Origin of the sequence: Alkalimonas cellulosilytica, assembly GCF_036325985.1 — a bacterium.
Classification (GTDB): Bacteria; Pseudomonadota; Gammaproteobacteria; order Enterobacterales; family Alteromonadaceae; genus Alkalimonas; species Alkalimonas cellulosilytica.
On sequence record NZ_JAUHLI010000010.1, the window covers coordinates 49,067 to 65,711 of the forward strand.

General features: G+C 50.2%; 14 protein-coding genes. 6 read left to right on the forward strand and 8 right to left on the reverse strand.

The features are described 5' to 3' along the window. Positions 1–28 precede the first annotated feature (28 nt). From QWY20_RS11160 to QWY20_RS11170, 3 genes are all read right to left on the reverse strand, one after another. Entirely contained in the window at positions 29–493 is a 465-nt protein-coding gene (locus QWY20_RS11160) for a DUF2489 domain-containing protein (protein ID WP_330129096.1), read from the reverse strand. Continuing rightward, a complete protein-coding gene (gene yihI, locus QWY20_RS11165; RefSeq protein ID WP_330129097.1) occupies positions 490–1,053 on the reverse strand; it encodes a Der GTPase-activating protein YihI in 564 nt (187 codons plus the stop codon). The genes QWY20_RS11160 and yihI overlap by 4 nt, the downstream gene beginning before the upstream one ends. 655 nt (positions 1,054–1,708) lie before the next feature. Beyond that, positions 1,709–2,335, reverse strand: a complete 627-nt coding sequence (locus QWY20_RS11170) for a c-type cytochrome (protein ID WP_091342994.1) — start codon at positions 2,333–2,335, stop codon at positions 1,709–1,711. Between the two features lie 261 nt (positions 2,336–2,596). On the opposite strand from QWY20_RS11170, the gene yihA reads away from it, so the two are divergent. Then, positions 2,597–3,217 (forward strand): ribosome biogenesis GTP-binding protein YihA/YsxC, encoded by a 621-nt coding sequence (gene yihA, locus QWY20_RS11175; protein ID WP_330129098.1) that lies wholly within the window; start codon positions 2,597–2,599, stop codon positions 3,215–3,217. A 425-nt stretch (positions 3,218–3,642) separates the two neighbouring features. On the opposite strand, the gene polA is transcribed toward yihA, so the two are convergent. Beyond that, a complete protein-coding gene (gene polA / locus QWY20_RS11180) occupies positions 3,643–6,420 on the reverse strand; it encodes a DNA polymerase I (RefSeq protein ID WP_330129099.1) in 2,778 nt (925 codons plus the stop codon). Between the two features lie 471 nt (positions 6,421–6,891). On the opposite strand from polA, the gene elbB reads away from it, so the two are divergent. The 3 genes from elbB (at position 6,892) to QWY20_RS11195 (ending at position 10,154) form a co-directional block, all read left to right on the forward strand. Beyond that, on the forward strand, positions 6,892–7,542 hold the full coding sequence (gene elbB, locus QWY20_RS11185; RefSeq protein WP_330129100.1) for an isoprenoid biosynthesis glyoxalase ElbB: 651 nt from the start codon (positions 6,892–6,894) through the stop codon (positions 7,540–7,542). A 97-nt stretch (positions 7,543–7,639) separates the two neighbouring features. Next, complete coding sequence (locus tag QWY20_RS11190; RefSeq protein ID WP_330129101.1) at positions 7,640–8,041, forward strand: c-type cytochrome; 402 nt, start codon at positions 7,640–7,642, stop codon at positions 8,039–8,041. 208 nt (positions 8,042–8,249) lie between these two features. After that, entirely contained in the window at positions 8,250–10,154 is a 1,905-nt protein-coding gene (locus tag QWY20_RS11195) for a sensor domain-containing diguanylate cyclase (protein WP_330129102.1), read from the forward strand. Between the two features lie 36 nt (positions 10,155–10,190). Here the strand turns inward: QWY20_RS11195 and rep are convergent, their stop codons facing one another. Continuing rightward, positions 10,191–12,209: a DNA helicase Rep gene (gene rep, locus QWY20_RS11200; protein ID WP_330129103.1), complete on the reverse strand. Its 2,019-nt coding sequence runs from the start codon at positions 12,207–12,209 to the stop codon at positions 10,191–10,193. Between the two features lie 138 nt (positions 12,210–12,347). On the opposite strand from rep, the gene ubiK reads away from it, so the two are divergent. Both ubiK and QWY20_RS11210 read left to right on the forward strand, forming a co-directional pair. Further along, a complete protein-coding gene (gene ubiK / locus QWY20_RS11205) occupies positions 12,348–12,635 on the forward strand; it encodes a ubiquinone biosynthesis accessory factor UbiK (RefSeq protein ID WP_330129104.1) in 288 nt (95 codons plus the stop codon). 4 nt (positions 12,636–12,639) lie between these two features. Continuing rightward, on the forward strand, positions 12,640–13,926 hold the full coding sequence (locus tag QWY20_RS11210) for a Xaa-Pro dipeptidase (protein ID WP_330129105.1): 1,287 nt from the start codon (positions 12,640–12,642) through the stop codon (positions 13,924–13,926). A 57-nt stretch (positions 13,927–13,983) separates the two neighbouring features. Here QWY20_RS11210 and QWY20_RS11215 read toward each other — a convergent pair whose 3' ends face one another. The 3 genes from QWY20_RS11215 to QWY20_RS11225 form a co-directional block, all read right to left on the reverse strand. Then, positions 13,984–14,616 (reverse strand): PEP-CTERM sorting domain-containing protein, encoded by a 633-nt coding sequence (locus QWY20_RS11215; RefSeq protein ID WP_330129106.1) that lies wholly within the window; start codon positions 14,614–14,616, stop codon positions 13,984–13,986. Positions 14,617–14,843: 227 nt separating this feature from the next. Next, positions 14,844–15,749 carry an ABC transporter ATP-binding protein gene (locus tag QWY20_RS11220; protein WP_330129107.1) on the reverse strand — a complete coding sequence of 302 codons (906 nt, stop codon included), beginning with the start codon at positions 15,747–15,749 and terminating at the stop codon, positions 14,844–14,846. Then, on the reverse strand, positions 15,746–16,567 hold the full coding sequence (locus tag QWY20_RS11225) for an ABC transporter permease subunit (protein ID WP_330129108.1): 822 nt from the start codon (positions 16,565–16,567) through the stop codon (positions 15,746–15,748). The genes QWY20_RS11220 and QWY20_RS11225 overlap by 4 nt, the downstream gene beginning before the upstream one ends. Positions 16,568–16,645 lie beyond the last annotated feature (78 nt).

The window sequence follows — 16,645 nt, forward strand, 5'->3', positions numbered from 1 at the left end:
CGGGCAGCCGTTTTACGGCTGCCTTGCTTTAAGAGCTGACCAGCTCCCGGTACTGACTAAGCAGTTTCTCGACATCAGCCAGGATAAAATCTTTTAAATCCACTTCGGCTTTCTCACGGATTTTATCCAACTGCCTTATATGTGCCTTATCGTGTTGTTTACGGGCTTTATGAGTTGGCATATCTTTTACCACCTCGTACATCTGGCAAATTCCGGGATATTCGGTCACCGGATCCGCTTTGTTGGCCAGCTCCAGATGATCCAGCAACACCCAAACCCGTAAAGCACCTTCCGATAATTCACATTGCTCCGATTGCATGGCCCGGCTAATCAGCACGATGCTATCAATCAGGTATTGGTTCTTCTTTTGTCTGGCAAGTTCTTGCTGCTGCTGTTGCACCCTCACCAGCAACAACAAGCGTCCGGCATAAAAAGCCAGCCCCGCAATAATGGCGGCTCCGGCGAGCAACAGCATCCACCACAACCCACTCATTCATTGTCCTCATCATCAGATAACAACTGTGCCCGCCAATCGGTACGCTCAAATTCAGTCAGAGGGTCAAGTGGTTCGTCATCCTCTGTCAGCCCCAGCTGCTGCAGCAATTGCTCGTAACGCTCAGTCATACGATTGAAGTACTTGGCATCTTTGCCAGTGAGAACCTCTTCACGCTCGACCCGTTCCAGCAGCTGTTGCAAATACGGGTCTTGCTCCAGCTGCGCCAGCTCTTGCTCGGGTGTTAAACTGGCAACCACAACGGCTTTAGCCACAGAGGCTTTCGGCTGGATCGGCTTTAACAACTGCAGCTCAGCATCAGCAGCTTCCGGCAGCAAGGGTACCGGTTTTTTACTGCCCACCCGGGGATCTTTATGGCCCTGATTGCCTGAAAGCCCGGTTGTTTTTCGCAGTAACTGTGAATTACGCTGGCCAGGTTTGCCGCCGGCACCGGACTTTTTGCTCTCTTCTTTACGTTCTCGCTGTTTACGAACTTCGGTGGCGGGCAAAAAACGTGGGCCATTATCACCACTATTGCGAGTCTTCTTTTGACGTGTCATGTTTTGCTACCTGGTAGACGTTTTGGCAAACGCCATTAAAACCGCTGATTGATGAGCTGTATTTTAACACATCCTGACTGCTTGCAAGGAGGGCTGCATAAAATTAGGCATAAAGAAAAGGCGATAAGTTGCCTTATCGCCTCTGCCAGGTGTCTAAAGTGGACACTTCTTTCATCTGCTGCAGTCATAATGACCTGATTGGACAGCGCGTCCGAATGGTCCCTGGTATTGTTGTGTAATATCCCTATGCAGCTTTATTTTTGTTGGTGATCATCCTGATACTTTCTAAATCTTCCTTGGATAGCGCACGAACATCGCAGCGATGTTGTATTCGTCGTCGCACTTACTGAGCTTTCCATGCCATCAGTTCCATTTTCTCGACGCGTTACTTAATGTAACGAAGTGTTAATTTACGCCAATTTCAGCAGATAACAACCCCCTGATGGAAAAAAATCCATAAAATTTAGCAGGTCATTCATTAATTATCGCTTTATCAGCTACTTAGTTGAATAATCATGCAGCCTGAGCATCTGAAAACCATAAGGCTACCCGTGAATATCTCACACCTCTTGTGAGATATATCTCACAATCATTGCGCCAGAAAAATAAAAAAACCAGCCGGTTGGCTGGTTTTCGCGGGCAATAGCAGTGTGGCTTAGTGCAAACCACCAAGATACAGCGATACCATTTCAATGTCTTCGTCGGTCATCTTGCGGGCGATATCCCGCATCATGCCATTCATATCATTGGCACGGGCACCACTGCGGAACTCTTTCAAGGTTTCGATCAGGTAGGGTGCGTGCTGGAAAGAAATGCGTGGAAAGCCAGATAAGCTGGTACCCGCGCCACGCGGGCCATGACAGGCAATGCAGGCTGGAATGCCACGCTCAGCATCACCACCCCGGTAAAGTTGCTGACCCCGCTCCAGCGCATGTTCTGGTGTAGTGCCAGCCGACATGCTCTGAGAAGCAAAGTAAGCAGATAAATCACGCATATCCTGATCGGACAAGCCTGCTACCATACCAAACATAATGGCATTGCTGCGCCCCCGCTCACCACCGGTTTGCATAGCCAGCTTATAATCCTGCAACTGCTTGTAAAGATATTCAGCATGTTGGCCGGCTATTTTAGGATAGATATCCATAGGGCTGTTGCCATCGGTGCCATGACAGGCAACACAAGTGGTTGCTTTTTCCTTACCGGCCGCAGCATCACCGTCAAATGCATGGGCCGCACCTATCATGCTGAATAACAGCGTAAGTGGCAGTACAAGTCTTTTCATGTTGTTTCCGTCTCTGTCCGCATTTTAGTCGCCAGCTGGGTGGCACCATCGTGATTGCTAAATTGTTTCAGCTGCTTATTTTACACGATTCTGTCTAATATAAAATCCCATCTATACAGCATTTGCTTCTTCCGATCCATCCGATCCGTTACAATGAAGTATTCGAACCATAAAAAACAGCCTGAGCAACCTTTTGTGCTGCCCCACAACGATGGGGTGAACGCTTAGCACAGGCCTGATTGAAACTGACTGGAGTTTGCTGTGAGCACCCCAACCATCAATTACCAACAAGCCACCTTCCTGACCAGCGCACCGGATATTCGTGCCTTACCATTGGATGAAGGTATTGAAGTCGCTTTTGCCGGCCGCTCCAATGCAGGAAAATCCAGCGCACTGAATACCCTGACCCGGCAAAAAAGCCTGGCCCGAACCAGTAAAACGCCGGGCCGCACTCAACTCATTAATGTCTTCCAGCTCAATGAGCATCAGCGACTGATTGACTTACCCGGCTATGGTTTTGCCAAAGTGCCGCTGGCAGTGAAAGAAAAATGGCAACGCTCACTGAGTGAATATCTGCAAAAGCGCACTAGCCTGAAAGGGTTGGTGGTATTGATGGATATTCGTCACCCGCTGAAAGATTTGGATCAGGATCTGATTCATTGGGCCGTGGCCAGTGAGCTGCCGGTGCGTTTGCTGCTCACCAAAGCAGACAAATTGAGCCCGGGACCACGTAAGAAAGCTTTGCTGGAAGTTACAGAAGCTGCACTGGCTTTTATGGGAGATGTGCAGGTACAGGTTTTTAGTTCATTAAGCAAACAAGGTTTGCCCGAGCTGGAACAAGCGCTGACCCATTGGTTTTATCCGGCACACACTCAGAATTGAGGCAAAAAAAACGGCCTCACGCTGGAGGCCGGTATAGCAAACGGGGAGAAGCTATTAGTTCAAATCAACAGGGTGTCTCAATCATTGAGACCATGTAATGATACTACAAAAAAATACCAGTTTGAAGTATTTACTCTAAAATAATAAAGAAATTTTCTGCGCACAAAATAAACGGAAATAAAAAAAACGCCCCACTGCAAGCAGCGGGGCGGCTAAATGTAAGCCTACTTTCGGGTGTAGAACCAGGTTCTGACACTGAAAGATAGAACATCTTACCTCTGTACCCTACATTTTCTATACTAGCGCGTACTGCTAAAAAATCAAGCAGATTTGGTAAAAAAACTACAAAAAATTATTTTTGCCCCTTGCGCCGGGATAATTGGTAATAAAATTACCACTTACCCAATCGGCGAAAAACCGAACCATTAATGCGCTTGCTGCCAATTATCACCATAGCCAGCTTCCGCCAGCAAAGGCACATCCAAGCGGGCGGCGCTTTCCATCACAGCCGCCAACTCACGGGCCGCGGTATCCATCTGCTCGCTGGCAACTTCAAACACCAATTCATCGTGCACTTGCATGATCATCACAGCCTGCAACTCGTTGTGCTGCTTTAGATAGTCAGCGACATCAATCATGGCGCGTTTAATGATATCGGCAGCAGTACCCTGCATCGGAGCATTGATAGCAGCCCGCTCAGCCGCTTTTTTCCGGGCCATATTTCGTGCATTGATTTCAGGCAGATACAAACGACGGCCAAAAATGGTTTCAACAAATCCTTGTTCATGCGCCTGTTTTCGGGTCCGCTCCATATAAGCCAGTACGCCAGGGAAGCGTTCAAAGTAGCGATCCACGTAGTGCTGCGCTTCCTGCCGGCCGATACCTAATTGGCGTGCCAGGCCAAAAGCCGACATGCCGTAAATCAAGCCGAAATTCACCGCCTTAGCCCGGCGACGCTGCTCAGAGGTCACCTCCGCTAAAGGTACGGCAAAGACCTCGGCCGCTGTTGCTTTATGAATGTCCAACCCAGCGGCAAAAGCATCCAACAGGGCTTTATCACCAGACAGGTGCGCCATAATGCGCAGTTCAATTTGCGAGTAATCGATGGCTAATATCTTTTTACCCTTAGGTGCAATAAAAGCATGACGGATGCGACGGCCTTCTTCGCTTCGAATAGGAATATTCTGTAAGTTTGGCTCGGTTGAGCTAAGCCGGCCGGTCGCTGCGACCGCCTGGTGGTACGACGTATGCACCCGCCCGGAAGCCTTGATCATTTTGGGAAGCTTATCGGTATAGGTGGATTTCAGCTTACTCAGCATACGGTGTTCCATCAGCAAACGCGGCAGTTCATAATCGTGTGCCAGTTCCTGCAGTACCTCTTCGGCGGTCGATGGTGTCCCTTTCGGTGTTTTCTTCAGCACCGGCAGGCCTTGCTGCTCAAACAAAATCTGCTGCAGCTGCTTGGGTGATGCCAGGTTAAAAGCTTGCCCCGCCAGTTGATGCGCCTGTTGCTCCAGTTCGGCCAAACGGCTGCCCAGTTGCTGACTCTGTTGTTTCAACAAGCTGGCATCGATCAAAACCCCATGCCGCTCCATCGCTGATAAAATAGGCACCAGCGGCATTTCAATGTCCTGCAATACCCGCACCAGGCTGGGAGTTTGTTGCAGTTGTGGCCATAAAGCCTGATGCAGCCGCAGCGTCACGTCGGCATCTTCTGCCGCATAATGACTGGCCTGTTCCAGCTCGATCTGATTAAAGGTCAGTTGTTTGACGCCTTTGCCGGCAATGTCCGTGAAACTAATGGTATTGTGACCCAGGTACTTCAGTGCCAGGTTGTCCATATCATGGCGGGAACCCACACTATTCAGTACATAGGACTCCAGCATGGTATCAAACGCAATGCCCTGCAAAGCAATGTCATAACGTGCCAGTACACTTTGATCGTACTTGAGATTCTGTCCCACTTTGGCCTTGCCGGCATTTTCCAGCCAGGGTTTTAACCGGGCCAGCACCCAGTTTTTATCCAGCTGAGCCGGCGCATCCAGATAATCGTGAGCCAGTGGCAAATACCAGGCTTTACCTGGCTCAGTAGCAAAGGACAAGCCAACCAGCTTCGCTTCCATGTAATCCAGACTGGTGGTTTCCGTATCCAGAGCTGTCAGCTCACTGCGTTCCAGCTCACTGAGCAACTGCTCAAAGGCCTGCTCACTGAGCACGGTTTGATAGCCCGAGGGATCCAGGCTGGTTGTCACCGCTTGCTCTTGTTCATCTGCTTGCTCCAAGGCAGCGGCATCTGCTTTGGTTTCAGCTAACTCAGTCTCTGCGCTGAGCAGCTCTTTTAACCAGCGATTAAACTCACAGGCTTTGTATAACTCGGCCAGAGCAGTTGCATCCACCGGTTGAATCGCTAAATCATCAAGCTGATAAGGCAGTTCAACATCGGTTTTGATGGTCGCCAATTGATACGATAACTCCACCTGCGCCTGGTGCGCCAATAGCTTCTCGGCCATAGTTTTGGCGCCTCGAAAGCTAAGCTCAGCCAATTTTTCCGGCTGAGCCAGCAAAACAGAAACACCCCCGATCCCCTGCAACATAGCAGTAGCTGTTTTATCACCTACACCCGGCAAACCCGGTATGTTATCGGACTTATCACCCACCAACGCCAGATAATCAATGATAAGGGTCGGTGGCACCCCAAACTTAGCTTCTACTCCGGCAGGGTCTAACAGGGTATCGGTCATGGTATTGATCAGTGTCACGTGCTGATCGACCAATTGCGCCATATCCTTATCACCTGTTGAGATTACGGTTTCCCGACCAGCAGCACTGGCCGCGCGGGCTAAAGTACCAATCACATCGTCCGCTTCCACACCGGATACGCACAACAACGGTAAGCCCATAGCACGGATGATCTGATGCAGCGGTTCTATCTGGCTGCGTAAATCATCCGGCATCGGCGGCCGGTGCGCTTTGTAGTCCGCATAGAGCTCATTTCGAAACGTTGGCCCCTTGGCATCAAACACCACCGCCATCTGCTCTGGCTGATAGCGCTTGAGCAAACTTTTGAGCATATTTACCACACCATAGATCGCACCGGTCGCTTCACCCCTGGAGTTGGTCAGATGAGGCGGTGCATGGTAAGCACGAAACAAATACGATGAGCCATCAACTAAAACAAGAGGGGTATCGGGGTGTGAAGCCATAATGCGTCCTGTATATTGTCTAAATGGGTGGTCATGCTAAGAAAGGAATCATACTACAGGCAGTCCGAACGACCTAGCCAGGATCAGCAGCAACTGACAAGTCAATCACTCACCCAGGCAAAACTGTGGATAACTTTGTGCAAAAAAAAATTACAGGCATGGGAATCAGCCAACAAAGAATATTTCTATGTAGGCTAAGTTACTGAAAGTATTCGTTTAATACAAAAGGGGAAACTGCTGAAGCCCTTGTTATTATTTTTATTCCATCGTGTGGAAAATTTTTTCTGCTGTGCTGTTTGTAGTACAGATTGCAGTTCAGAAAAAACGGCAGACGTTATGTCAGCGGTTGTGTAGACTATCACAGAAAGAGCTTCAGGCCAGTCATTTTTTTAAATAATTTTTGCTTAAAAAAATCGGTTTAAGAATGCTTTGCTATAAGCCAACAAATATCATGGTTCAGAGGAGGCTAAGATGAAAAAAGTGGCAGTTATTTTGAGTGGCTGCGGTGTCTATGACGGTGCAGAAATCCACGAGTCAGTACTCACCTTGCTCCACCTTGAGCGGCATCATGCCAGTTACCAGTGTTTTGCTCCAGATATCAACCAGCACCATGTCATCGATCATCTCACTGGTGATGAGATGGCAGAGCAACGTAACGTGCTGGTCGAGGCAGCACGAATCGCCCGGGGAGCGATCAAACCTTTATCAGAATTAAGCCCGGCAGGTTTTGATGCCGTGGTGTTACCAGGAGGTTTTGGTGCGGCCAAAAACTTATCCGACTTTGCTTTTAAAGGCGCCGATGCCCAGGTATTACCTGAGCTGAAACAATGTCTGCAGGCATTTGTCAGTGCAGGCAAACCTGTTGGTTTTATCTGCATCGCTCCGGCCATGATTCCACTAATCTATCCAGCGCCAGTCAGCCTGACCATAGGCACTGATGCCGATACCGCCGAAGCCATTGAGCAGATGGGTGCCTTGCATGTGCAGTGTCAGGTTCAGGATATTGTGATCGATCACCAGGCCAAAGTCGTTTCTACACCTGCCTATATGCTGGCCCAGTCGGTCACCGAAGCCAGTGAAGGCATCGATAAGTTAATTGCTGCACTGCTTGAACTGGCTTAGGCTCTTTAACACTGAAGGTTGACGGGGCTTCCCCAATGTCAACTCGCTCGTTATAATGGCGTAAGATTTGTACAAAATTGAAACAGGACCCATAACGATGAGAAAAATCCACCTTGTAGCAACGGCTGCATGTGCTTTGCTGTTCACTGGCCTGGCCACAAGTTCTGCTGCTGACGAAGAGTTGCGTAAACGCATTGCTCCGGTTGGGCAGGTCTATCTGGATGGCGAGGCTCCGGTACGGGCAGCAGCCGATACTGGTCCTCGAAGTGGTGAGCAGGTGTATCAAACCGCTTGTTTTGCTTGTCATGGTACCGGCGCTCTGGATGCTCCTAAGCCTGGTGATGCCGCTGCCTGGCAAGCGCGGATGGACCAGGGGTTTGATGTCATGCTACGTCACTCCATCGATGGTTTTGGCAATATGCCAGCCATGGGTACCTGTATGAATTGTTCAGAAGATGAGATTGCTGAAGCGATTCGCTTTATGATCAAAGATCTGTAAATGGTTTGACCCGGCCCGGCCTACACCTTGTGTGGGCTGGTAGCTCCCGCCTTATTCATAACAGCATTCAGTATTTTCTTAATTATTTATATTAAAATAGTATAAATAAGCGCCGCTTTTCCTCAGTCGAAGATTCCACTCTGCGCAAACTTTGTGCATAATAAATTTGTTTCATGCACCAAGCCCAAAATTATTATAAGAGACTGAGTTGAAGGATTTAACGAACCCAAGGCGTGCGCTGCAACGTGCAGAAACCAAGAAGCAACGGCTGCAGCACATGGCGGACCGTTACCGGCAAGCATTCACGATTCAAGGTGCATTGTTGCGCTTATCTGAGCTTGCCAGTACCGTTGCAGACATGAAGGAATTCTACCCCTCCATCCATAAGATGGTGGCTGAGCTGCTGCACGCTAAAAATTTTTATGTCGTCTTACACGAGCAAAGTTCAGATCAATTCATCCTGGAATATTTTTCTGATGAAAAAGATCAACAAGTTATTCTGCAGGTTCCCTCCGATGCTTTTGCCAGTGGCCTGACCGGTTATGTATTTCGTACAGGTCAACCCTTGTTGTGCAATCAGGCGTTGTTTGAACAGCTGATTCAAAGCGGTGATATTCAGGCCCAGGGCAGCATGCCTACCCATTGGATGGGAATTCCGCTAAAACGTGGTCAGCAAGTGATCGGTGTGATGGCAATCCAAAGTTACGATCCAGACAAACAGTACAGCGAACAGGCGTTGGATGTCTTTTGCCACCTGGCCAATCATACCGTGACGGCGATCGATAGGGTACGTAGCCGGGAACTGTTGGAGCAGACAGTCCGACAGCGCACACAACAACTGCAACTGGCCAATCAGGAACTGCAGAAAGAAATCAAAGAGCGGATCGCGGCAGAAAAACTGCAAAGCTCGCTGTACCGAATTTCAGAGTTGTCGGCTTGTAGCCGCAATATGCAAAGCTTTTATCGGGATATCCATCAGGTGTTGTCCGAGCTGATGTATGCAGAAAATTGCTACATTGCCTTACTGGATCGCAGCGATAGCACACTGAGCTTCCCATTTTACCGTGACCAGTACACACCGGCAGCTCCAAAGCGGCCACTGGGCAAAGGGTTTACTGAATACATCATCCGCCGTGGTGAAGCCGCGCTCATCGATGGGGCAGCTGCTGCCAAGCTCCATCAACAAGGTGAAATTACCCGTGGCATGGTCAGCTCATTACGTAGCACCCGCCACTCTACCAGCTGGCTCGGAGCGCCGCTGCTGCTGGAGGACGAAGTGATCGGCGTCATTGCCTTACAGGCTTATGACTACCAGTACGATTACAGTGAGCAGGAACTGAAAATTCTTCGTTTTGTGTCGCGCCATATTGCAGTTGCCATCCAACGAAAACTGGCCACAGAGCAACAGCGCAAACAACAGGAAGAGTTGGAACGTAAAGTATTTGAGCGTACCCGTGAACTACGCCAAACCAATTTGTTCCTGCGGTTGCAAGTGGAAGAGCGCAAAAAAATTGAAGAAAAACTGTTCCATGAAGCCAATCATGATGCGTTAACCGGCTTATCCAACCGCCCCCGCTTCCTGCAATTGCTGCAGCAACAGTTCCGCCAGCGCAAGCGTCAAACCGATGGCAAGCTGGCCCTGCTGTTTATAGATTTGGATCGCTTTAAAGCTATTAATGATAACCTTGGCCATGCCGTCGGTGATCACTATCTGATGGAAACCAGTAAACGATTGCAACAAGCCATTCGTGAGCATGATTTGGTTGCTCGACTGGGTGGCGATGAATTCGTCGTCATGTTAACCGATATTCAGCAACAGCTGGATGTAGAAGATGTTGCTGACCGCATCATCGAAGCCGTGCGACAACCGGTATTTATTGAGCAGCACCAGGTGCTGTCCGGCGCCAGTATTGGTATTGCGCTATACCATAACGATTACCAGAGCCCGGATGAAATGCTTCGGGATGCCGATGCGGCCATGTATCAGGCCAAGTCGCTTGGCAGTAACCGTTTTGTGATTTTTAATGCCGACATGTTGGTCGCACCCGACCCAAAGCCGCAACCTGAGCCAAGCCGTGCCGTCACGCAAAAAAAAACGGCTAAAGCCAGTTAGTCCCTGCCAGAAACAACGCTAGCGGCAAGCAAACGGTTACTCCGGCTTTTTCAACAGTTGCCGTAACCTGTCAATATTGGCTTTGCCCGTTTGTTGGCGTTGCTCTGCGGTTTTAGCAACGGTACTGTGTTGCCAGTCCAGATCATCTTGTGGCAGCTCATACAGAAACCGGCTTGGTTCCGGCCGGATCACTTCCCCATACTGGCGTCTTTCTTTGGCGTAGGTAAAAAACAATTCACGTTGTGCCCGGGTAATGCCGACATAGGCCAGCCTTCTTTCTTCTTCAATATTGTCTTCATCAATGCTGCCCTGATGCGGCAAAATACCCTCTTCCATACCGACCATAAACACGTATGGAAACTCCAAGCCTTTGGAGGCATGCAAGGTCAACAGCTGCACCTGATCGGACTGTTCGTCTTGCTCCTGGCGCTCCATCATATCCCGCAGCGTTAACCGGCTGACCACCTCTGGCAAGGTCATCGGCTCTTCATCGTCCTTGCCTTCCAGCATTTCGACAATCCAGCGAAACAGCTCGTTGACGTTTTTCATCGCCATTTCGGCTGCTTTTGGGCTGTTGCTATGTTCAAACAGCCAGGCCTCGTACTGGCTTTGCCGGATCAAATCCCGAATGGCCTCCGTGGGTTCAGCACGTTTTACCTGCTCGGTTAACGCCAAAATCCAGTTGGCAAAGTGTTGCACCGCCTGATAGCCTCTAGCCGGCAACCGCTGTGACAACTCGGGTACAAAGCAACTCTCGAACAAGCTGATCTGCTGCTCATGCGCCAGAGTACCCAGCTTTTCCAGGGTGGCGGCACCTATTTCACGGCGGGGGACATTAATAATACGCAGCAGCGCATTGTCATCATCCTGATTCACCAATAGCCTCAGGTAGGCCATCACATCTTTGATTTCGGCCCGTGAGAAAAAGGAAGTACCACCCGAGATGCGATAAGGGATCCGGTTGTTCATCAGGGCTTTTTCAAAAATCCGTGCCTGATGATTGCTGCGATACAGCAGAGCATAATCCTTGTACTGGGTGCGGTTGGTAAAGCGATGCGAAATAATTTCCGCTACCACTTTTTCCGCTTCGTCTTCCTCGTGTTTGCACGGCAATACTTTTAGCGGCATACCATAACCAATCTCACTAAACAGCTGCTTATCAAACACATGCGGATTATTGGCAATCAGAATATTGGCCGCTTTTAAAATCCGCTCCGAAGAGCGGTAATTCTGTTCCAGTTTAATCAACTTCAGATTGGGGAAGTCCTGTTGCAGCAAAGCCAGATTCTGCGGTCTGGCGCCGCGCCAGGAGTAGATGGACTGATCATCGTCACCCACCACAGTGAAACGCTGACGTTCACCCACCAACAGCTTCACCAGCTGGTACTGGCTGGTGTTGGTATCCTGGTATTCATCCACCAGCAAGTAGCGGATTTTCTGCTGCCAGCGTTCACGCACCTCCGCCTGGTGTTGCATCAACAAGGTAGGCAGCAAAATTAAATCATCAAAATCAAAGGCATTGTAAGCTTTCAGTAACTGGTTGTAGCGCTGATAATACTGTGCCTGTAGCAACTCTTCCGGCTGGGTTGCCCGCTGCAGCGCCAACTCAGGCAGCATCAGGTCATTCTTCCAGTTGGAGATTTTACTTTGCAGCTGTTTTAGTAAGTCTTTATCGCCCAGGTAATCGGCTTCGGTGAGCTCTTTAAGCAAAGCCATCGAGTCCTGATCATCAAACAAGCTGAAACTCGCCTTGTAACCCAGAGCCCGAAACTCTTTTTTCAGAATAGTCAAACCCAGCGTATGAAAGGTGGAAATAGTCAGCCCGCGGCAGGCAGGTTTAGGCAGCTGTAAGCTAATGCGCTCTTTCATTTCCCTGGCGGCTTTATTGGTAAAAGTGACCGCAGCAATATGTCGGGCAGGCAGCTGACACTGCTCTATCAGATACGCAATTTTATTGATGATCACCCTGGTCTTGCCACTGCCTGCGCCAGCCAATACCAAACAAGGGCCAGAGATATAATGCACCGCTTCATTTTGCTGAGGGTTTAGTTTCATCGGGGACTGGCAAAGCTCCATGCAGGCTGCGGTAAATCGGCCGGTCAGTTTACCGGAAAATCAACTAAAAGAGCAGCGCAAGCTTTGTTATACTCAAACCAACTTAGCATGTAAGCAAAGACCTACACAGGGGCACCTATGATCGATCCAAAAAAAGTGGAAGAGTTGGCCAAACAAATTGGCGCTGTGATCCCGGCCAAAGTTCGACAAGCAGCTGATGATATTGAAAGTAAAATCAAAGTGGTGCTACAACAAAAGCTGGCTGATCTGGATGTGATTAGCCGGGAAGAGTTTGACGTACAACGCCAGGTGCTGGCCCGCACCCGCGAAAAAGTAGAAGCGCTGGAGCTGCAGATGCAAACCATCATCGCTGCTCAGCAGCCAACGGCCCCAAAGGCGGCGCCACCCAGCTCCGATCAGGAGTAACCCAATGAAAACCTCTCAACTTGTGAGCACCTTGCTGCTAGCACTTGGCAGCTCGGTAGTTCATGCTGCCGATCAGCTGATCCTGGCCGGCCAATTGCTGGATGTACAAAACGGTGAACTAAAGCGCAATCAGGCCATTCTGGTACAAGACCAACGCATCGTGGAAATCCTGCCGGTACGTCAATTATCTACTGAGCAGCGTGCCATTCCTACGCTGGATTTATCCGGTTATACCGTACTGCCGGGCCTGATTGATATGCATGTCCATCTTACCTCCAACCCACAGCAGCATGGTTTTCGCCGGCTCAATAGCACGCCGGCGCGTCAGGCCATTTTTGGGGTGACTGCAGCCGAAGTGACCCTGCAGGCAGGCTTTACCACCGTACGTAATGTCGGAGCAGCAGGCTTTGCCGATGTGGATTTGCGCAATGCCATTGATGAAGGCGAAATCCAGGGACCAAGGATGCGGGTAGCCGGCCATTCCATTTGCATTACCGGTGGCCACTGCGACAACAACTTACTGCCGCATACCTATGCCGCCACTGGTTTTGGGGTTGCCAATAGTCCGGATGAAGTACGCACCCGGGTACGGGAGAACATGAAATACGGCGCTAACTTAATCAAATTCACCGCAACCGGCGGCGTGTTGTCGCGCAACACCGACGTCAATGCCAGCCAGTTCAGTCTGGCGGAGATGCAGGCGCTGGTGGCCGAAGCGCATGACCGTGGTGCCAGAGTGGCCGCTCATGCCCATGGTTTGCATGGCATGAAGCGCGCTATTGAAGCCGGGGTCGATTCGATTGAGCATGCCAGTTTTTTAAATGATGAGATACTGGCCATGGCCGCAGAGCGCGGTACTTATCTGGTGATGGACATCTATGTCAGCGATTATATTTTAAGCGAAGGCGAAGCTGCTGGGATCTTACCGGAGTCATTGGCCAAAGAGCGGCAGGTTGGTCAGCTTCAACGGGAAAACTTTCGCCGTGCGGTCGCTGCCGGTGTCAACATGGCCTATGGTACCGATGCTGGTGTTTATACCCATGGCCAGAACGCCCGTCAGTTTGGCTACATGGTGGAGTGGGGCATGACACCACTGCAAGCCATTCAAAGCGCGACCCTGCATGCCGCTACGCTGCTGAATTGGCGTAACGAGCAAGGGCAATTGAATGTAGGCCTGCTAGAACCCGGTGCCTATGCCGATCTGGTCGCCGTTGAAGGCAACCCCTTGCAAAATATCCGTCTACTGGAAGCCATTCCAGTGGTAGTGAAGGGTGGTAAACAAGTCAATTAAATAGCAAAAAGGCCTGTTGTAGCAGGCCTTTTTGCAGAAGCTGGAGTGACGCTTGGTTTAGCGGCGACGCAGGCGCAAGCCCAGCAAGCCCAGACCAAGCAATGCCAAAGTGGCTGGGGCTGGTACCGGTGTGGTATCGCTTGCCGGTGTGCCATAGACACTTAGAGTTGCACTGTACAGATTAAAATTATTGGTACCGCTGAAACGTGAGAACCAGAGATAGAAGCTGCCTGAGCTGACAATATCATCGAATACATCCAGCGAGCTCGTGAAGGTATAGGTCACTATTTGCTGACTGCTCGATAAGCGTCTATCCGATAAAAAGGCATTAAAGAGGTTAATGTCATCACTGGCGGCAAATCGGCTAGCCCCCGGCCTTACAACCCAAACGCCATTGCTAAACTGATGATTCAAGGTCAGCTCGAAGGATGTAATCTCTTCAAACGCAAGATGGCTAAAATCGAAAGCATCGTGAAATGAGCTACCAGTGGCACAGGTTGAAAGACTGGGACGAACAACTTGAAAATAGTCTGTGTGTAAACTACCGCAGTACCCACCATAATTCATATGCGAAGGGGCATGCTTATCAAACCCATAATCATGCGTTATGGTACCAATTAAAGCAGCATGAGCCGAGAACACCAAACCAGTTACCAGGACAACAGCCCCTGCAAACAACGATGTTTTCATAAAATTTTTCCCTAAATTACGACGGTTGCCAAACAACGAATACGTTTTTTGAGCTTTTGAACATTGACAGCTTAATGAAAAGCAAAAAATGTGCCGAAATTTTAAACAAAAACATTAGCAGTTGTTTTATCAACGTTTATTTTTTATACGCTCATGTTCTAAACCCTAGCTGCAGTTAGAACAAGCTGATCTATGGCAAAAAAACAGACACTTTTCAGCTTGTTGGCCTAGCTACCTGATTGAAACAACTGTTGCTCCAGCGAAGGCCCCCGGCTTAACTGCCGATAATCAATGTCCTGTTGGTGCAGCAATTGCAGCAACTGAACATCAAAATCAGCTACCCGAGCAGCATCGTACCGCAACTCCAGCTGAAGCTTACTCACTATGAGGAAAGACACCAGGCCAGGCAGTTGCTGCAGCAAAGGCAGCAGAGGTTGATAATTTTCCTGACACAACTGCAAGCGAAGCACTCCTGCCTCACTGACTTGGGCTACTTGCTGCCGGATCTGGCCTTGTTCCAGCATCAGCACAGTGCCACACAGCTGCTCCAGTTCAAACAGGTTGTGCGAACTGATTACAAAGGTGCAGTGGGCACTTAACTGCTGAATGCAATCGCGCAAGGCTTTGGCATGCAGCGGATCCAGACCAGCGGTCGGTTCATCCAGCAGCACCAGCTCAGGCTCGCCCAGCAAAGCCTGGGCAATCGCCAGCCGCTTGCGCATGCCGTGGCTTAGCTGGACTACCTTGGAGCCCGCTTCTGCCGTTAAATCCACCAGCGCCAACACCCGCTCAGTTTCCTGCCGGGATTTTGCCGCTGACATCCCTTGCAAGCGCGCCAACCAATGCAACTGCCTGGCCAGTCCAAAGTCCGGATCAAACTGCGCATCCTGTGGCAAAGCGCCTAAGCGTCCACTCAGGGCTGGACTACCCGCCTGATGCCCCAGCACCTGCACCCGGCCCTGATCGGGCTGAATGTAGCCACAAAGCACACTCAGCAAGGTGGTTTTTCCGGCTCCATTGGCGCCCACCAGCGCAATCGGAGCTCCGGCGTGGATCTGCAGATCCAACTGCTGCAATACTGCCTTGTGACCAAAGTGCTTAGTCAGCCCCTGACAATCAACCAATACTGTCATATGCCTCTCCGTTGAAAGCTATACAGTGAAAGTGCCAACAACAAAAGTGCTTGCCCAACCGGCAGGGCCAAGGGTGCCCAGGATTGCCAGGGCAAGCTGTTCATCAGTGCCGGGATCTGAGCGCCAGGCAACCAGCCAAACAGCGGCAGCACACCGGGCCAGTAATAGGCAAGCACTCCTAACAGCACTGGCAAGACACTCAGCACGACGATGGCCAGACTAACGGCAGCCCGACTGGAGTTCAGCCACACCGACATCAGGCTCATTAAGGCAGTAAAAGGCAGTAAGCACAGCATCACGAAAACCCAGCAAAACAAGGCCGCACTAAACAGCTCTGTGCTCAAAGCCGCCCCCTGCCAAAAAGCCAGCGCCAGGCTGGCTGCCAGAGTAAGTGCCAACAAAGTCCCCTGCATCAGCAACTGGCCAAGGAAGCGCCCCAGCAGCAGACTGCTCCTGCTGATACGCAGGCAGTACAAGCGCAAGGTACCCCGGCTGCGGTCGCGGCAAATCTGTCCGGCACTAAACAGCACTGCCGCCATCGGGCTTAATACCAAAGCCAGTAGCCAAAACAGACTCAGCTCTGGTCGAGGCCAAAGCAATAACTGCCGCACATCGACCCAGCCCGCAACCATTTCAGCCCCTTCCAGAATTGCAGGATCCAGCATCCATTGACTCAGCGGCATCACCAGATAACGCAGCAACACAAACCACAGCAGGCAAGATGCGGCAATGGTTAACCAGCCTCTGCGGGTTAAAAAGAGCCGTTGCCATTCGATCTGGCTAAGCAACCAGAGTTGGGACCAGGCGGGCAGATGCATACAAGCTCCTTAGCTTAGAGAAGAAACATGTTAAGTTCAGCAATATCAGTGCCAGAATAAAAATGACTAAAATTCAAT

Excerpts from the sequence above, each read along its gene's own strand:
- QWY20_RS11160 (WP_330129096.1), bottom strand. The coding sequence starts at position 493 with ATGAGTGGGTTGTGGTGGATGCTGTTGCTCGCCGGAGCCGCCATTATT.
- yihI (WP_330129097.1), bottom strand. The coding sequence starts at position 1,053 with ATGACACGTCAAAAGAAGACTCGCAATAGTGGTGATAATGGCCCACGT.
- QWY20_RS11170 (WP_091342994.1), bottom strand. The coding sequence starts at position 2,335 with ATGAAAAGACTTGTACTGCCACTTACGCTGTTATTCAGCATGATAGGT.
- polA (WP_330129099.1), bottom strand. The coding sequence starts at position 6,420 with ATGGCTTCACACCCCGATACCCCTCTTGTTTTAGTTGATGGCTCATCG.
- elbB (WP_330129100.1), top strand. The coding sequence starts at position 6,892 with ATGAAAAAAGTGGCAGTTATTTTGAGTGGCTGCGGTGTCTATGACGGT.
- QWY20_RS11190 (WP_330129101.1), top strand. The coding sequence starts at position 7,640 with ATGAGAAAAATCCACCTTGTAGCAACGGCTGCATGTGCTTTGCTGTTC.
- rep (WP_330129103.1), bottom strand. The coding sequence starts at position 12,209 with ATGAAACTAAACCCTCAGCAAAATGAAGCGGTGCATTATATCTCTGGC.
- ubiK (WP_330129104.1), top strand. The coding sequence starts at position 12,348 with ATGATCGATCCAAAAAAAGTGGAAGAGTTGGCCAAACAAATTGGCGCT.
- QWY20_RS11210 (WP_330129105.1), top strand. The coding sequence starts at position 12,640 with ATGAAAACCTCTCAACTTGTGAGCACCTTGCTGCTAGCACTTGGCAGC.
- QWY20_RS11215 (WP_330129106.1), bottom strand. The coding sequence starts at position 14,616 with ATGAAAACATCGTTGTTTGCAGGGGCTGTTGTCCTGGTAACTGGTTTG.
- QWY20_RS11220 (WP_330129107.1), bottom strand. The coding sequence starts at position 15,749 with ATGACAGTATTGGTTGATTGTCAGGGGCTGACTAAGCACTTTGGTCAC.
- QWY20_RS11225 (WP_330129108.1), bottom strand. The coding sequence starts at position 16,567 with ATGCATCTGCCCGCCTGGTCCCAACTCTGGTTGCTTAGCCAGATCGAA.